The sequence below is a fragment of the Streptomyces sp. NPDC054794 genome, assembly GCF_053611585.1.
The window spans coordinates 150750-164396 of record NZ_JBSHAQ010000014.1 but is presented as its reverse complement, the minus strand read 5'-3'; the positions used below and the strand labels follow the sequence as shown (position 1 = coordinate 164396).

The 13647-nt window shown below is 72.4% G+C and carries 9 protein-coding genes; 6 read left to right on the top strand and 3 right to left on the bottom strand.

Going from position 1 to position 13647, the window contains the following annotated elements; genetic code table 11:
- Window positions 1-26: 26 nt before the first annotated feature.
- Window positions 27-1277, top strand: coding sequence for a formamidase (gene fmdA / locus ACWGKT_RS17435; protein ID WP_453274308.1), 1251 nt, complete (start codon window positions 27-29; stop codon window positions 1275-1277).
- Window positions 1278-1355: 78 nt separating this feature from the next.
- Here the strand turns inward: fmdA and ACWGKT_RS17430 are convergent, their stop codons facing one another.
- Window positions 1356-2144: a TetR/AcrR family transcriptional regulator gene (locus ACWGKT_RS17430; protein ID WP_453274307.1), complete on the bottom strand. Its 789-nt coding sequence runs from the start codon at window positions 2142-2144 to the stop codon at window positions 1356-1358.
- Window positions 2145-2291: 147 nt separating this feature from the next.
- On the opposite strand from ACWGKT_RS17430, the gene ACWGKT_RS17425 reads away from it, so the two are divergent.
- The 5 genes from ACWGKT_RS17425 to ACWGKT_RS17405 all read left to right on the top strand — a co-directional run bounded on the left by ACWGKT_RS17425 (window position 2292) and on the right by ACWGKT_RS17405 (window position 12530).
- Entirely contained in the window at window positions 2292-4130 is a 1839-nt protein-coding gene (locus ACWGKT_RS17425; protein WP_453274306.1) for an MFS transporter, read from the top strand.
- 187 nt (window positions 4131-4317) lie between these two features.
- Window positions 4318-7170, top strand: a complete 2853-nt coding sequence (locus ACWGKT_RS17420) for an AAA family ATPase (protein ID WP_453274305.1) — start codon at window positions 4318-4320, stop codon at window positions 7168-7170.
- Between the two features lie 147 nt (window positions 7171-7317).
- A complete protein-coding gene (locus ACWGKT_RS17415; protein ID WP_453274304.1) occupies window positions 7318-8100 on the top strand; it encodes a hypothetical protein in 783 nt (260 codons plus the stop codon).
- Window positions 8100-10355 carry a bifunctional serine/threonine-protein kinase/ABC transporter substrate-binding protein gene (locus ACWGKT_RS17410; protein ID WP_453274303.1) on the top strand — a complete coding sequence of 752 codons (2256 nt, stop codon included), beginning with the start codon at window positions 8100-8102 and terminating at the stop codon, window positions 10353-10355. The genes ACWGKT_RS17415 and ACWGKT_RS17410 overlap by 1 nt, the downstream gene beginning before the upstream one ends.
- A gap of 9 nt (window positions 10356-10364) precedes the next feature.
- Complete coding sequence (locus tag ACWGKT_RS17405; RefSeq protein ID WP_453274302.1) at window positions 10365-12530, top strand: bifunctional serine/threonine-protein kinase/ABC transporter substrate-binding protein; 2166 nt, start codon at window positions 10365-10367, stop codon at window positions 12528-12530.
- Between the two features lie 40 nt (window positions 12531-12570).
- On the opposite strand, the gene ACWGKT_RS17400 is transcribed toward ACWGKT_RS17405, so the two are convergent.
- A complete protein-coding gene (locus ACWGKT_RS17400; protein WP_453274301.1) occupies window positions 12571-13071 on the bottom strand; it encodes a hypothetical protein in 501 nt (166 codons plus the stop codon).
- Window positions 13072-13196: 125 nt separating this feature from the next.
- On the bottom strand, window positions 13197-13640 hold the full coding sequence (locus tag ACWGKT_RS17395; protein WP_453274300.1) for a hypothetical protein: 444 nt from the start codon (window positions 13638-13640) through the stop codon (window positions 13197-13199).
- Window positions 13641-13647: the final 7 nt, after the last annotated feature.

The following is a 13647-nucleotide window of genomic DNA, read 5'->3' as shown; positions in this document are numbered from 1 at the left end:
AATCAGAAGTATTCGAGGAGATTGTCATGCCCGAAGTTCGCTTCAAGGTGGACCAGAGCAAGTCCATGCGCGAGCAGGACGTTCCCGGACACAACAGGTGGCACCCGGACGTCCCCACAGTCGAAATGGTGAAGCCGGGTTCGGAGTTCCGTATGGAGACCCGCGACTGGACAGACTGCCAGGTCGGCGACAACGACTCCGCCAACGACGTACGTGACATCGATCTGACCATTCCCCACATGCTCAGCGGCCCGATAGGCGTGGAGGGAGCCGAACCCGGCGACCTGCTCGTCGTCGACATCCTCGACCTCGGCCCCGTGCCGCAGCAGACCGGGAGCGCGGCAGGCCAGGGCTGGGGCTACACCGGCATCTTCGCCAAGGCCAACGGCGGAGGCTTCCTGACCGACTACTTCCCCGACGCCTACAAGGCGATCTGGAACTTCCACGGCCAGCAGGCGACCTCCCGCCACCTTCCTGGCATCCGCTTCACCGGGATCACCCACCCGGGGCTGTTCGGAACCGCGCCGTCCGCCGAGATGCTCGCCCGCTGGAACGCCCGTGAGAAGGCACTGATCGACACGGATCCGGAGCGGGTCCCGCCGCTCGCGGTACCGCCGGACGCCACCAACGCGCTCGCCGGCACGGCCACCGGAGACCTCGCGAAGCGCATCGGCGCGGAAGGCGCGCGCACGGTGCCGGCCCGTGAGAACGGAGGCAACCACGACATCAAGAACTTCACCCGGGGTTCGAGGGTCTTCTACCCCGTGAACGTCAAGGACGCCAAGCTCTCCGGAGGCGACCTGCACTTCAGTCAGGGCGACGGAGAGATCACCTTCTGCGGCGCCATCGAGATGGGCGGCTTCATCGACTTCCACGTCGACCTGATCAAGGGCGGCATGGAGACGTACGGCATCTCCACCAACCCGGTGTTCATACCGGGCAACGTCGAGCCGAGGTACACGGAGTTCCTGACCTTCATCGGCATCTCCGTCGACCACGACACGGACACGAACTACTACTTGGACGCGACGCTGGCCTACCGCCGGGCCTGCCTCAACGCGGTCGAGTACTTCAAGAAGTTCGGGTACAGCGGGGAGCAGGCCTACCTGCTGCTCGGCTCCTCCCCCATCGAGGGACGTATCAGCGGCATCGTCGACATCCCCAACGCCTGCTGCTCGCTGTACGTACCCACCGCGATGTTCGACTTCGAGGTCCGGCCGAGCGCCGCAGGCCCGATGAAGGCCGACCGGGGCAAGTGCGCGTTGACCACTGCCTGACCGGACGACAGGACCGGGCGCAAAGGTCCGGACACACTCACCCACAGGTTTCAGGGGCGCTCCTCGGAGCGCCCCTCGTCACTGCGAGGGGGGCGACGGAGCCAGGTCCGGCAGGTAGCTCGCCAGGCCGCGCAGGATGATCTCCAGACCGATGTCGAAACGGTCGTCGGAAGAGTCGGAGACCATGAGCCCGGACAGGGCGCGCAGGTGGGGATAGTCCTCTTCGGGCAGTGACGCGAAGTAGTTCTGCATCTCCCCGGCCATCTCGCGCCAGTCGGGACGGGCCAGGGAGGAACCGCCCGCCTCGTGCGCGGCGGCCCGGTCCTGCCACATGCCCTCCTCCAGGACGAAGCCGTCGATGTAGGTGGAGATGAGGTCACCGGCCTCCGCCGAGATGCGGTCGGGCAGCCCGGCGGTACGGAAGATGGCGAGCAACGCCTCGACGTGCGGCAGCAGTTCGGCGGTGAACGGGACGTGGGCCATGGAGATCCTGGCCATGTCCCGGTGGGACAGCAGTCGCCGCCGTACGGAGCGGGCGAAGTCCCGCAGCTGCTCCTGCCACCGCTCCCGGTCGGGTTCGGGCAGGTCGAAGCCGACGAAGAGCCGGGTGTACATCAGCTCCAGCAGGTCGTCCTTGGAGCTGACGTGGGCGTAGAGAGCGGAGACCGTGACCCCCAGCTCGGCCGCCACCTGCCGCATCGACAGTCCGTCCAGCCCCTGGCGGTCCAGCACGACGAAGGCGGCCTCGACGACCCGTTCACGTGACAGCGGTACGCGCGCGGGGGTGACGCGGGAGCGCGCGGGGCGCCCACGTTCCCAGGGAGACGGCGGTAGGGGTGGGGGAGTGTCGGAGGCCGCGTCGCTCATGGGGACAGTCTAGGCCTCGGGAGAACAGCGTTCTCCTACGGCGAGCGGCGTTCACACGAGCGGATACGCGATATATCTTGTCGCGTGTCGCCAGTTGCGCTATATCTTAATGAACAGCGTTCGCCAAGTGAGCACCGTTCTGTTAAGGTGAACACCGTTCTCGCCCCACCGCCCGTCGACCAGGGCCGTACCGGCGAGCCGGACAGTCACATGCATCCGTCCCACCGCGCGCGGATCGTCGCCGTGGCGCGGCCCTTCAGCGAGGAGTTCCCGATGTCCACCACCGGTGTCGCGTCCACCGAGACGCCCACCGACTCACCAGCGCCCTACCGGTGGCGCTGGGCTGCGCTCTTCGTGATCCTCGCGGCCGAGGTGATGGATCTCCTCGATGCCGTCGTCACGAACATCGCCGGCCCCAACATGCGGGCCGACCTCGGCGGCGGCGCCTCCACCCTGCAGTGGCTCGCCGCCGCGTACACCCTGTCGATGGCCGTCGGGCTGGTCACCGGTGGACGGCTCGGGGACATCCACGGGCGTCGCCGGATGTTCCTGGTGGGCGCCGCCGGCTTCACCGTGGGTTCGCTGCTGTGCGCGGTCTCCGTGTCGCCCGAGATGCTGATCACCGCACGTGTCGTGCAGGGCCTGTTCGGCGCGGTGATGCTGCCACAGGGCCTCGGCATGATCAAGGAGATGTTCCCGCCGCACGAGTCCCAGAAGGCCTTCGGCATGTTCGGCCCGGTCATGGGCCTGTCCGCGGTGTGCGGACCGATCCTGGCCGGCTGGCTCGTGGACGCCGACTACTTCGGCACCGGCTGGCGGATGATCTTCCTGATCAACCTGCCGCTGGGCGCCGCGGCCTTCCTCGGTGCCGTGCGCTACCTGCCGAAGGGCCGGTCCGGCCCCAAGCCGCGTCTCGACATCCCGGGCATGATCCTGGTGTCGCTGGCCGCGCTGCTCATCATCTTCCCGCTGGTCCAGGGACGTGAGTACGACTGGCCCGTGTGGACGTTCCTGCTGATGGGCGCCTCGGTGGTCGTCTTCCTCGTCTTCGCCGTGTACGAGTCGCGCCTCAGCAGGAGCGGCCGGGACCCGCTGGTCGTCCCCAGCCTCTTCCGCAAGCGTGGCTTCAGCGGTGGCATGGCCCTCGGACTGGTCTTCTTCTCGACCATGCAGGGCTTCATGCTGGTCTTCAACCTCTACACCCAGATCGGCCTCGGCTACTCGCCGCTCAAGGCGGGACTGGTGATGGTGCCCTGGTCGGGCGGCATGGTCGTCGGCTTCGGCATCGCCCAGGGCATCGCCCGGTTCGGACGGGCCGTGCTGCAGGCGGGCGCGCTGGTCATGGCGCTCGGCGTGTTCGGCGTATGGCTGACCCTCGACGTGGTGGGCAGCGGCGTCGGCCCCTGGGAGCTCCTGCCCGCCCTGCTCGTCACCGGTATCGGCATGGGCCTGCTCATGGCACCGTTCTTCGACATCGTGCTCGCCAGCGTCGAGCAGCACGAGACGGGTTCGGCGTCCGGCACGATGACCGCGATACAGCAGCTCGGCGGCGCGTTCGGTGTGGCCCTGCTCGGCACCGTGTTCTTCGGTCTGCTGGGCGGCGGGATCGCCACCGCCGTCGACCACCGCTCGGACCACCTGCGCCAGGAGCTGACCACCGCGCACGTCGCACCGGCCGCGCGGGACCGCGTCGTGGCGGACCTGCGCTCCTGCGCCTCGGACCGCGCCGTCGCCAAGGACCCCGCCGCGACCCCGGCGTCCTGCGCCCGCCTGGAGAAGGACACCCGGACCGCGGTGACCTCGCCCGAGGCCGGCGCTCGGGTACCCGCCGCGCTGAAGTCGACCGCCACGTCGGCCTTCCAGAGCGGCTTCGGCTCCGTCATGAAGACGGTGCTGTGGATCGTCGACGGCATGCTCGCCCTGACCTTCCTGCTCTCGTTCCTCCTGCCGCGCCACGCGCGTCCCGAGGGGCAGGGCGGGCACTGATCGCGGCCCCACGGGCAACGGCGAACGACGGCAACGGCGAACGACGGCCGGGCACCCCGCTCAGGGGCTGCCCGGCCGTCGTGGTCCTCGGGCTCCGCCCCTCGATCGGCTGTGCGGCCCCATAGGGTGAGCTGTGGGAATCGAAGATCGACGGGGCCGAGCGGGTCACCGGCTGGGGGACTGGAACATGGCGGAACTGGTGGGCAGGTCGTCGGAACTCGCGGGGCTGGACGCCCTGTTGGCGAACCTGGGAAGTTCCGAACTGCCGAAGGTCGCCGACATCGTCGGTGAACCGGGCATCGGGAAGAGCAGGTTGCTCGACGAAGTGTGCGCGCGGGCCCGCCGGGCCGGGTTCACCGTCCTGCGCGGGCGGGCGACGGAGTACGAACAACACGTGCCCTTACGGCTGTTCACCGACGCGTTCGCCGATGCGGATGACGGTGCTGTTGCCGACGCCGGTCTCTTCGCCGACGCCGGTGCCGTTGCCGATGCCGCTCCTGCCGCCGCCCGATTCGGACTTCACCGTGACATCGCCGCGTACCTGACGCGTCTGGGTGAGCGCGGTCTGGTGCTGGCCCTGGACGACCTGCACTGGGCGGATCCCGCCTCACGCGAGCTCGTGGACCACCTGATCCGGCACCCCGCACGCGGGCGCGTCCTGCTGGTGGTGGCCCGGCGGGACCGGCAGACACCGACCTCGCTGGCCGCGGCACTGACCCGCGGCGCGGACGGCGGAGCCGTACTCCACCTCGCCCTGGAGCCGCTCTCCGAGCGGGAATCCGTCCTGGCGCTGGCGCCCGACGTTCCCGAGGACCAGGCCAGGCGGCTGCACGCCGCCAGCGAGGGCAACCCCCTGTATCTGTTCGCGCTGGTGCACGCGTACCGCACCGGGGCGTCCCCACGCGGCCTCACCCCCGACCACCACGCCGACACCGTGGACCCGGCCGGCCTGCCCGCCGGGCTCGCGGCCCTGCTGCTCGACGAACTGGCCGCGCTCACCGGGCCGCAGCGCCAGGTCGTCGAGGCGGTGGCGGCACTCGGCGACCACGCCACGCCCGCCCTGCTGAGCGTGGCGACCGGACTCCCCCGCGCGGACGTGGAGAACGCGACCGGTGCCCTGGTGGCCCGCGATGTGCTGCGTGCCGGGCCGGGCGGCCGGTGGGTGCTGCGCCATCCCCTGGTCCGGGCCCTGGTCCACGAGAGAACCGGGCCCACGCGGCGTGCCGAGGTGCACCGCCGTACCGCGCGGGAGCTGGCCCTTCGAGGCGCTCCGGCCACCGAACGAGCCCGCCATGTCGAGCGGTCGATGACCTCCTGGGACCCCCAGGCCGCGGAGGTGCTCGTCGAGGCCGCAGCACGGTTCGCGTCGACCGCGCCGGCGACGGCCGCCCACCTCCTGGATGTCGTCCTCACCCATATGCCGGACACCCCCGACCGCTGGGCGCGGCGCGGCGAACTGGTCCTGGCGCGCGCCCGCGCCCTCGGCGTCAGCGGGAACCTCCGGGAGAGCCGGGACCTGCTGCACGCCCTGATCGAGACGTCCGGCAAGGACCATCCCGAACTGCGTACGCAGGCCGTCGCCCAGTGCGCCGTGATGGAGCGGCACCTCGGCCACTCCCCCGAGGCCACCGCCCTGCTGCGCCGGGAGCTGTCCCGCGATCCGGGCCCGTCGCCCGCCCAGGGCGTCTCCCTGCGCCTGGCCCTCGGCATGTCCGCCCTGCTGACCGCCTCCTATCCGCAGGCACGCGCGGACGTGGCGCAGGCCGCGGCCGTCGCGCGGTGCGACGACGATCCCACCGGTGAGGCGGCGGCGCTGGCCCTGGCGGCCCTGGGCGAGGCGTACGAGGGAGAGATCGACGCGGCGGCCCGGTTCGCCGACGCCGCCGGGTCACTCGCGGACGCGCTGACCGATCCCGGTCTCGCCACACTGTGCGAGGCGCTGGTCTGGCTCGGCTGGGCGGAAACCCTGCTGGAACGCTACGACGACGCCGAGCGGCACATCAGCCGGGGGCTCGACGTAGCCCGCCGCACCGGGCAACTCCACGTCCTGCCCCACCTGCTGACGAGCAGGGCCTTCGTCCACCTCACCACCTGCCGGCTGCCGTCCGCGCTGGAGGCCGCCGAGGAGGCGGAGTCCATCGCCCGGGCCGCCGGCAGCGACGAGCTGCTGGGCTTCACGCTGGCCATCAAGACGCTGGTGCTGCTGCTGTCCCGTCCGCTGGGGGACGGCAGCGCCCTGTCCACCGGTCGCGAGGCCACCGCCGCGGCGGGCCGGAGCAGGGGCTGGTGGTCGTCGCTGGCCTGGTGCATGCTCGGGCACGCGACCTACGTGAGCGGCGACCCCCATGGTGCCCAGGAGGCCATCACGAAGGCGGGCGGCGGCCCCGAACTGCCCCTGCTGCAACCGTCGATCCGCCCGGGCCAGCTCGACACCCTCGCGGCCGCGGCCCTCGCCGCCGGTGACGTCGAGGCGGCCGGCCGCTGTGTCGCCCAGGCGACGCGCGAGGCCGACCGGCTCGGTCTCGACGGCCAGCGCGCGGCCGCCCTGCGCGCCCGGGCCACGCTGGCCGAGCACCGGGGCGAAACCACCGAGGCCGTACGGCTTCTCGACGCCGCGGCACAGGAGTACGTCCGCTGCGGCCAGCCCCTGTGGGAGGCGTACTCCCTGCTGCGGGCGGCGCCCTTGGCGCAGCGCACCGGGCAGGGGGCGCGCGCCGCCGCGATGTGGCGCCGGGCCCACCGGATCGCCGTCGACGGCGGCGCGCGCCTGCTGGTGGACCTCGCCGAACTGATCGGCCCCCAGGTGATGGCCGCGACACCGGCGGTCCCGCCCCAGCTCGCGGAGCTGACGGCCCGTGAGCTGGAGGTGGCAAGGCTGGTGGCGGAGGGGCTGAGCAACCAGGACATCGCCGCCCGGCTCCACCTCAGCCGACGCACCGTAGAGACCCACCTGTCCACGATCTACCGCAAGGCCTCGGTGCCGTCCCGCTCGGCCCTGGCCGGACTCATGACCCGGGTCGGGCTGGGATCCGGTTCCTGAGCGCAACGCACCGAAACACGTAGTCGGTTACGTGTTTCCACCGAGGCCGCTTCCCTCGCCGCCGTCTACGTTCGGTCAGTCGGACGACTCGACCGGTGCAGAGGGGACTGCGTGAAGGGCAACGCCCGAGGTATGGGGGGACGCTGGGTGACGCTCCTGGTGGCCGGGGGTCTGCTGGCCGGGTGTTCGGCCCAGGGGGTGGGCGACGGATCCTCCCGGCCGACCGGGTCGTCCGCCCGAGCCGCCTCGCCGAAGGCCACGACGCCTCCGGCGGGCGGCTCGGCCGCCACCCCCGCCTTCACACCCGACGCCGACCTCGTCCCCAGGACCTCGAAGGACGGGCGCGAGCTGGTGGACTCCGTGGTGTTCGCTCCGGCCGACTGGGGCCGGGGCTATGTCGCGCAGGACCCGGCCGTGAGCGCCCCGGGCACCTGGGCCGTGCTGGACGACGGCTGCCGCTGGGGACGGGAGAAGCTCCCCCGGGAGGTGCTGGCCAGCCTGTCCCGGTACAGCCTGCTGCCGGCCGGCAAGGGCAAGGGCGCCGTCAAGGTGACCGCCGCGGCCACCGCGCACGCCTCCGTCCTCGGCGCCGACGAACAGTTGAGCACCACCCTGGAGGAAGTCCTGCGCTGCCCGGAGCAACGGCCGCGCACCGACGAGCGGATCACGGGCCTGAACTCGCTCGGCACCCCCTTCGGCACCCGCCAGCAGGAGTACGCCGACGACTCGATCCTGGAGGCCGGTCAGTACGTCGAGCGGGGCGGCGCCGCCCAGCAGTACCAGTGGATGGTCGCCCGGCTGGGCACGATCGTCGTGGCGGTCTCCGTGACCGGCGGGAAGGGCCACACCCCGCAGGAGCTCCAACAACTGGGCAGCTCCGCCCTGGGGCAGATGCTGGTGCGCGTCCAGAAGCGGTTGAAGGAGAAGTGATGGAGCCGCTGCACACCTCGGACCCCTCCAGGCTGGCGGGACATCGGCTGCTCGGGCGGCTCGGCGCGGGCGGGATGGGTGTGGTGTACCTGGCCCGCTCGGCGGGCGGTGCACTGGTCGCGCTGAAGGTGATCCAGGCCGAGTACGCCGAGGACGCCGACTTCCGGGAGCGGTTCAGGCGGGAGGCGGAGACGGCCCGCCGGGTGACCAGTCCCTGGGTGGCGTCCCTCCTCGACGCGGACCCGGACGCGCCGCAGCCCTGGCTGGCCACCGCCTTCGTGCCGGGGCCCTCGCTCGGTGAGGCCGTCGCGGCGCACGGCCCGCTGCCCCTGCGGAGCCTGCGGGTGCTGGGGGCGCGGCTCGCTCAGGCGCTGGGGGACCTGCACGAGGTCGGGATCGTGCACCGGGACGTCAAGCCGGGCAATGTGCTCCTGGCGCTCGACGGCCCCCGGTTGATCGACTTCGGTGTGGCCCGCGATCCGCGGGACACCGCGCTCACGTCGACCGGCGTGGTGGTCGGCACCCCCGGCTTCCTGGCACCGGAACAGATCCGGGGCGAGCGGGAGTTGGGCCCGGCCGGCGACATCTTCTCGCTGGGCTGCGTGCTGGTCCACGCGGCCACCGGCCGTCCGCCGTTCGGCACCGGTTCGCCGGACGCTCTGCTGTACCGCACGGTGCACGACGCACCGGAGCTGGAGGGGCTTCCGCGGGAGCTCGGCGAGGTGGTGGGCGGCTGCCTGGAGAAGGAGCCGGGGCGGCGGCCCACCGCCGAGGCACTGGCCCGGTCCCTCACGGTCACCGCGCCCGCGACGCCTGCGGACCCGCGCGAAGCGCTGCGGGCGGTACGCCCGGGGGACGAGGACGAAGTCCCCGGTGACGAGGTCTGGTTGCCGGAGCCGTTGGTCCGGCTCATCGCCGAACGGTCGGCGGCCGGGCTCGCGGTGCCGGGCGTCGACGACACCGAGATCGACGCCGCGGACGAGACCGCGGACGGCACGACCGTACCCTCCCCGCCGCAGGGGCGCGCCGTAGGCAGGCGCCGTTTCCTCCTGCTGGCCGGTGGCGCCGGCGCGGTGGCGGCGGGCGGTGGCGCACTCGCCCTCCGGGCAGCGTCCCGGGGTGACGGAGAGGACAAGGGCGCGGGTTCCGGCTCGGCGCCGAAGGACAGCATGCCCCTGTACACCATCGGGCTGCACGCCGACCTGACCGGCGGTCAGAAGGCGGTCGGCCGGGCGCAGGAGCGTGGACTGCGGCTCGCGGTCGACGAGTTCAACGCCCGCAAGGACAGTCGGTTCGCGCTGGCCGTCAAGACCGTGGACGACGGCGGCGATCCGGCCAAGGCGGCCGCCGCGGCCAAGCGACTGGTCGCGGACCGTTCGGTCCTGGCCGTGGTCGGTCCCACCACGGACGCCACCGCCCTGGCCGCGCTGGCGACGTACGACGCCGCGTCGCTGCCCCAGGTCGCGGTGTCGCCCGGGGCCACCGTGCTGGGGGTGACGGGCAGCCGGTCCTTTTTGCGCGCCCGTGTCACGGACACGATCCTGCCGTTCTATCTCAGCGCGTATCTGCGCGGCACCGCGAAGTCGCGCACGGTCGGGATCGTCGACGACCGGGCGGCGGACGCCTACGCCTGGGAGATCAGCAGCATTCTCGCCCGGGTCCTGCGCGACGCCCGGCAGCCGGCCGTGCCGAAGGTGGTCAGCGCGCTGCGGACCGACTTCGCGCCGGCCCTGGACGCCCTGCTCGACGGGGGCGCCGACTCCGTGGTCTTCGCCGGCTACCACGACCGGGCCGCGCTGCTGGCCCGGGAACTGACCCGCCGTGACTTCCCGGGCGCGCGGGTCGCCGCCCAGGGGGTCCTCGATGCCCGGTTCCTGTCCGCCGCCGGGGACGCGGCCGAGGGCTGGGCGATCGTCGCCCCCGTCATGGACGCCGCCGTGGCACCCGAGGCGAAGGCGTTCGCTACCGCGTACCGTGGGCGATTCCACGCGGAGCCGGAGCGGTACGCCGTCGAGACGTACGACGTGGCGCAGCTCGTCCTGAGGACTCTGGGCGCGCTGTCCGTCGGACACCGCACCCGGCAGAACCTGACGACGGCCCTGCGCTCGGCCACGTACAAGGGGATCAGCCGGAACCTCGCGTTCAACAGGAAGACCGGGGAGCTGGTCGTCGACGGCACCGGGGTCCACCTGTGGAAGGTCACCGGCGGCCGGTTCTCGTACCAGGGCGTGGCGCCCTTCCAGGTCTCCACCTGAGGGCCGCTGATGGAGCCGTTGCGCGGTGCCGACCCGGCCGGGATCGCGGGGTACCGAGTGCTGCGTCGGCTCGGCGCGGGTGGCATGGGCGTGGTGTACCTGGCCCGGTCCGCCGGCGGTTCGCTCGCCGCGGTGAAGGTCATCCGCGCCGCGTACGCCCAGGACCCGGGGTTCCGGGCCCGTTTCCGGCGTGAGGTGGAGACGGCGGGCCGGGTCGTGAGCCCCTGGGTCGTACCGCTGCTCGACGCGGAGCCGGACGCGCAGTCGCCGTGGCTCGCCACGGCGTTCGTGCCGGGCCCCTCGCTGGCGGAGGCGGTCGAGGAGTGCGGTCCCCTGCCGGCCGCTTCGGTACGGTTCCTGGGCGCCCGGCTCGCCGAGGCGCTGGCCGCCGTGCACGGGGCGGGTCTGGTGCACCGGGACGTCAAGCCGGGCAATGTGCTGCTCGCGGTCGACGGGCCGCGGATGATCGACTTCGGTATCGCCCGGATGCCGGAGGACACCGCGCTCACCGCCAGCGGGATGGTGGTCGGCTCCCCGGGGTTCCTCTCCCCCGAACAGGCCCAGGGAAGGGGCCGGGAGATCGGACCGGCCAGTGACGTCTTCTCGCTCGGTTGTCTGCTGGCCTACACGGTGACGGGCGAACGCCCCTTCGGCCGGGGCTCGGCGGCCGAGGCCCTGGTGCGTACGGTCCACGACGAACCGGACCTGGACGGCGTACCGGCACCGCTGCTGCCGCTGCTGCGGGACTGTCTGGCGAAGGAGCCCGGCGCCCGCCCCACCGTGACCGAGGTGCGGGAGGCGCTGGATGGTGAGGGCGAGGCGGGGAGCTGGTTGCCGGAGTCGCTCACCCGGCTGATCGCGCGCCGTTCGACGGCCGTCCTCGCCCTGCCCGCGGTCGAGGCCACCGCGGTGTCCGGTGCTCCGGCGGGCGTCGACACGGTGCCGGCCGTGGAGGGACCGCCGCCGGGGGCCACACGACGCCGCTTCCTGGTGCTGGGCTCGGCCGCCGGGGTCGTGGCCGCGGGCGCCACGGCGGCCTGGTGGACGGCGGGCCGCCCCGACCGCTCCCCGACGCGCAGCGGCGGCACACGGCTGCCGCGGCTGGTGCTCGCCCTGCAAGCCGATCTGACGGGCGAGCAGAAGACGGCCGGCCTGGCACAGGAGAACGGTGTCCGGCTGGCCGTCGACCACCTCAACTCCCGTACGGGCCGCGGCTTCGACCTCGCCCTCCAGGTGCACGACGACGCGGGCAGCGCCACCCGGGCCGGGCAGGTCGCACGCCGTCTGGCCGCCGACGACCGGGTCCGCGCGGTCATCGGGCCGACCACCGACGCCTGCGCCAAGGCCGTCCTCAAGCAGTACAAGACAGCACTGCTTCCCATGGTCTCCGTGTCGGTCGGGCTCGACGGGGTGCCGGCCGAGCCGTACCGGACCTACGCCGCCACCCGACCCCCCGACCGCAGCCTGGCGGCTCCGCTGGTCGCCTATCTGGTACGGACCGTTCGGGCACGCCGCACGGTGCTGATCGACGACGCTGCCGAGGGCGACTTCAGCTGGGGCATCTGCGCGGACGCCGCGGAGGCGCTCACATCCGGACAGCGCACCACGATCCGGCGCACTCTCGCCGCCGACGCCGGGGCCGACGCCTTCCGTGCCCTCGCCGAGTCGGTGACCGACGCGAAGGCGGACGCGGTGCTGTTCGCCGGAGGGCACGCACGCGGGGCGAAACTGGCGCGTGCGTTGCGTACCGCCGGCTACTCCGGGGCCCGGCTGGCCACCCAACGCGCCCTCGACCCGGGCTTCTTGACCGCGGCGGGCGACGCCGCCGAGGGATGGATCTTCGCCACCGCCTTCCTCGACCCGACCCGGGTGCCGGCCGCGCGGTCCTTCGTCACCGCCTACCGCGCACGCTTCCACGCCGCCCCGCCCTGGTACTCGGCGGAGGCCTACGACGCGACGCTCTTCGTGGCCCGGGCGCTGACGACACTGGGCGCGTCCCGCGCGGAACGGGGCGCGATCGTGGGGCGGTTGCGCGAGATCGACTACCGGGGGATCACCAAGCGGCTGCACTACACGTCGTCGAGCACCGGGTACACCACGAAGTCCCTGTATCTCTTCCGGGCGTCCGGCGGCCGCTTCCGCTTTCTCGGCCAGTTCGAGGATGCCACCGCCTGAGCCGCGCGCGCCCGGCGCGGATCTCGTGGTGGCGCGGGCGTCACGCGTCCTCGGTCGCCTCCGCACGGGTCCAGCCGTGCCGGAGGTTTGCGTGATCCCGGCGGTCGACACGCGTGACCTCCGGCGCTCCGTTGCTGCGCGCCCGCGTCCCGCTGATCAGCGTGCGGTACGCGAAGAGGAGCGTCGCGGCCACGGTCAGGGTGAAGGCGATCCCGGGGCCGTACCCCGTGTCCCTGGACGTGCGGACCAGGTGGACGAGGCCGTAGCCACTGAGGACCGTGGCCAGGGCGCACACCTTCCACAGCACCGCGTGCAGGCGCCGCTCGCGGCGCACGTCGGCGAACGACGGGAGGGCCACCCGGAGTTGTGCGTCGCAGTGGTCGCACGTCTCGTCGGTCTCGTTCCTGCGCCCGTCGAAACGCTGCAGCCGGCTGGTGGTGGCGTTGGTGAGGGCGATCGTCCGGGTCGACTGGTGACTGACCTGCTTGGTGAGGCTGTGCATGATCTTGTACTCGAAGGTCCCCGGCACCTCTGCGGCCACGACTCGCGCCCCTTCTCTCCCCGACCCGGACAACATCAATTCTCCCCGGGCCTTGGCCACTTACCATCGGATCAGCACCGTTGGGGACCACCCTGTGACGAAATGGGCGCCCGACGGGGCGGGTTCTACCGCCGCCGTGCGACCAGGTACCGGGCCCGCCACTGCGGCAGGCAGTCGTGGAGGTACAGCGCGAAGGGGATCCACCAGATCAGATCGTTGGTCAGGAGGATGACGCCGGAGGCCAGGGGCCACTCGCCGGTGAGGGCCAACCCCAGCCAGCCGAGCGGTCCGAGGAGCTTGCCGGCCAGTCCGACCGCGGCGATGGTGAAGCCTTCGGCGGGGCGGAGGGCCACGTCCAGGTAGAGCAGCCCGTACAGGCCGAGCACCATGCCCAGCGTCATGAAGATCTGCGGGTGGTTCTGCGGGGGCATGTCGGCGACCCGGAACAGCCATTGCGGGTCGATGACCGCGTAGCAGCCCCAGGCGACGTTGTAGATGCCTGCCGCGGCGAAGACCCGTCGGTGCAGGCGCTCGCGGGGAACGGGAGAAGTCTCACATGAGGTGACCACCACCTTA

What these genes read in the sequence shown, in the direction of transcription:
- ACWGKT_RS17410 (WP_453274303.1), top strand. Translation starts at nt 8,100, where the DNA reads ATGGAGCCGCTGCACACCTCGGACCCCTCCAGGCTGGCGGGACATCGG.
- ACWGKT_RS17420 (WP_453274305.1), top strand. Translation starts at nt 4,318, where the DNA reads ATGGCGGAACTGGTGGGCAGGTCGTCGGAACTCGCGGGGCTGGACGCC.
- ACWGKT_RS17405 (WP_453274302.1), top strand. Translation starts at nt 10,365, where the DNA reads ATGGAGCCGTTGCGCGGTGCCGACCCGGCCGGGATCGCGGGGTACCGA.
- fmdA (WP_453274308.1), top strand. Translation starts at nt 27, where the DNA reads ATGCCCGAAGTTCGCTTCAAGGTGGACCAGAGCAAGTCCATGCGCGAG.
- ACWGKT_RS17430 (WP_453274307.1), bottom strand. Translation starts at nt 2,144, where the DNA reads ATGAGCGACGCGGCCTCCGACACTCCCCCACCCCTACCGCCGTCTCCC.